The organism is Streptomyces sp. NRRL B-24572, assembly GCF_002156145.1.
Taxonomy (GTDB): Bacteria; Actinomycetota; Actinomycetes; order Streptomycetales; family Streptomycetaceae; genus Streptomyces; species Streptomyces vietnamensis.
Map to the genome: position 1 here is coordinate 1 of NZ_MWIG01001132.1, position 2915 is coordinate 2915.

The 2915-nt window shown below is 75.2% G+C and carries 3 protein-coding genes; all 3 read left to right on the forward strand.

Features of this window, described 5'->3' with window-relative positions; genetic code table 11:
- Window positions 1–729, forward strand: a 729-nt coding sequence (locus tag CCN56_RS40820) for a solute carrier family 23 protein (protein ID WP_306300668.1), incomplete at its 5' end; no start/stop codon positions are given.
- On the forward strand, window positions 726–2150 hold the full coding sequence (locus CCN56_RS40825) for an amidohydrolase family protein (RefSeq protein WP_086832564.1): 1425 nt from the start codon (window positions 726–728) through the stop codon (window positions 2148–2150). The genes CCN56_RS40820 and CCN56_RS40825, both read left to right, overlap by 4 nt.
- Window positions 2147–2857, forward strand: a complete 711-nt coding sequence (locus tag CCN56_RS40830) for a sulfite exporter TauE/SafE family protein (RefSeq protein ID WP_086832565.1) — start codon at window positions 2147–2149, stop codon at window positions 2855–2857. Before CCN56_RS40825 ends, CCN56_RS40830 begins: the two co-directional genes overlap by 4 nt.
- Window positions 2858–2915: the final 58 nt, after the last annotated feature.

Here is a 2915-nt window from a genome sequence, read left to right on the forward strand (position 1 = left end):
CTCGCCGCCGCGCTCGGCCGCGTCCCCCTCGGCCACGCCGCCGACGGCGGACTGCTCAGCCTGCCGCACCTGATGCCCTTCGGCACCCCGCGCTTCGACCTGCTCGCCGCGCTGCCGCTGATGCTCTACAGCCTCGCCTCGATGGCCGAGGCCACCGGCCAGACCGTCATCAACGCCCAGGCCGTCGGCAAGGAGATCGACCAGCGCGTCCACGTGCCCAGGACCGTCCGCGGCGACGCCCTCACCTCCCTGTTCGGCGGGTTCTTCGGGCTGCCGCTCATGGTGACCAGCGGCGAGAACATCGGCATCGTCCGGGTCACCGGCGTCCGCAGCCGCTTCGTCACCGCCACCGCCGGCGTCGCCCTCATCGCCATCGGCTTCCTCGCCCCGGTCACCCGGGCGATCAGCGTCATCCCGTCCGCCGTCGTCGGCGGCACCGCGATGGTCGTGTTCGCCGTGATCACCGTGCTCGGCGTCCAGATGCTCGGCCGCTCCGACCTCGACCGGCACACCAGCACCTTCGTCTGCGCCGTCGCCCTCGCCCTCGGCCTGCTGCCGATCCTCGTCCCCGGCGTGTACGGCGGCTTCCCGCCCAACCTCCGCATCCTCCTCGAAAGCGGCGTCGCCGTCGGCGCGTTCGTCGCCGCCGTCCTCAACGTCCTCTTCCATCACGTCCGGCCCGGTGTCGCCGCCCGGCTGACCGGCCCCCGCGCGGAAAGCGACCGATGAACCAGCACACCCCCCTGCGAGACCTGCTCGGCTCCCCGGGCCCGCTCCTCCTCGTCCCGGACGCCGTCCTGCTGCCCGAAGGCCCCGCCACCGGCCACGCCGTGGTCGTCACCGCCGGCGTCTTCACCGAGGTGGGACCGGCCGGGGAACTGATCGGCCGCCACCCGGACACCTCCCCCGTACGCCTCCCCGGACACCTCCTCATGCCCGGCTTCGTCGACGCCCACCACCACCTCACCCAGAGCTTCGGCGCCGCCCTCGCCTTCGGCGAGCCGTCGGAGATCTTCCGCCGGGTGTGGGTGCCGCTGGAGGGCGCGCTGGACGAGGAATCGGCCTACGTGGCAGCCAAGTTGGCCGCGCTCGAAGCACTGCGCGGCGGCTTCACCACCGTCACGGACGCCGGAACCCGCGCGGACGTCGACGTGGACGTGATCGCGGCCGCCACCCGTGACGCCGGCCTCCGCTGCGTCCTGGGCCTCGTCTGCAACGACCGGGACGGCGACGCGGCTCCCGCCGGCCCCGGCGTCCTGGAGCGCGCCGAGAAGCACCTCGTACGGTACGAGGACGATCCCCTGGTCCACGCCTCCCTCGCCGTCTCCATCCCCGAGGCGGCGACCGAGGAGACATTGCGCCGGACCGCCGCGCTCGCCGCGGCGGCCGGGGCCGTCGTCCAGATCCACGTCAACGAGCATCTGGCCGCCGTCGAACGGTCCCTCCTGGCCCACGGCCTACGGCCGCTGGAGCACCTGCACGCGATCGGCGCACTCGGGCCCCAGCTGCTCGCCGCGCACGCCACCCTGCTCACCCCGCGCGAACTCACCCTGCTCGCCGACACCGGGACCGCGGTGAGCTACAACCCCGTGGCCAGCGCGTGGAAGGGCAACGCCGTGGCGCCCGCCACCGCGATGGCCGAACGCGGCATCCGGTTCGGCCTCGGCACCGACGGCACCCGCGGGGACGGCTTCCGGCTCGCCGAGGCGGCCGAGTTCGCCCAGCGGATCGCGTACGGGCTCGCCGGCGGGGACTCCTCGTGCGGCGCGGGCTGGACCTGGCTGGAGCACGCCACCCGTGGCGGCGCCGACGCCGTGGGCCTGGGCGCGCGCACCGGCACGATCGCCCCCGGCCTGGCGGCCGACTTCCTCCTCGTCGACGTCACGACCCCCGAACTCGCGCTCTCCCACGACCTCCCCTGGGAGCTGGTCCGGCGCGGCAACAGGGACCAGATCACGGCCGTGTTCGTCGAGGGACGCCTCAGAATGTGGTGCGGCGGGCCGGTCGGGTGGGACGGGTCGGCACTGGTCCGGCGCGCCGCCGCGCTGGCCGAGGCGACCGTGTCCCGGGCGGCGATCACCCGCGCGCACCCGACGTCCGCCAGGGCCCGCGCGGCCGTGGCCGGCCGGGAACGGAGCACGGCGCGATGACCGGTGAGACCTTGACGGTGCTCGCGCTGACCGTGGCCGTCGCCGCCTTCGTCCAGGGCAGCAGCGGCCTGGGCTTCGCGCTGATCGTCGCCCCGGTGGCCGGGATCCTCGACCCCGGGCTGCTGCCGGTGTTCGTCCTGGCGTCGATGGTGCCGCTCAACCTGTACGTCGCCTGGCGCGAGCGGGCCTCGCTCGATCTGCGCGGCGCGGGCTGGATCACCGCCGCGCGGCTCGCGGCCACGCCCGCAGGACTGGCGTTGCTGTGGGTGATACCGGACCGCCGGCTCGGGCTGTACGTGGGCCTCGCGACCGTCCTGGCGGCCGTGGTGAGCCTGGCGGCACCGGCCTTCACGCCGGGCAGGGCCGCCTATGTCGGCGCGGGCGCGGTGACCGGCCTGACGGAGACGGCGACGGGCGTCGGCGGCCCGCCGCTGGCGCTGGTCTACCAGCACCGGCCGCCGGCCGAGCTACGCGCGACCGTGGCGGCCTGCTTCCTCGTCGGCGAAGTCGCCTCGCTGGCCCTGCTGTTCGCGACCGGCCGGGGCGACACGGCGGACCTCGGCCTCGCCCTGGCGCTGGCGCCGGCGATCGGCGTGGGCGCGTGGCTGAGCCGGCTGGTGCACCACCGGATCGACGCCCGCAGGATGCGCCTGTTCGTCCTGGTCTTCGCGTTGGTGTCGGGCGTGGTGCTCATGACGGGCGTCTGATCCGGCCCGCCCCCATGGCTGCCCCGGCCTGGGCGGCTCGCCCCCGCCGACGACGGAC

Coding starts and splice junctions, on each gene's coding strand:
- CCN56_RS40825 (WP_086832564.1), top strand. CDS start 726: ATGAACCAGCACACCCCCCTGCGAGACCTGCTCGGCTCCCCGGGCCCG.
- CCN56_RS40830 (WP_086832565.1), top strand. CDS start 2,147: ATGACCGGTGAGACCTTGACGGTGCTCGCGCTGACCGTGGCCGTCGCC.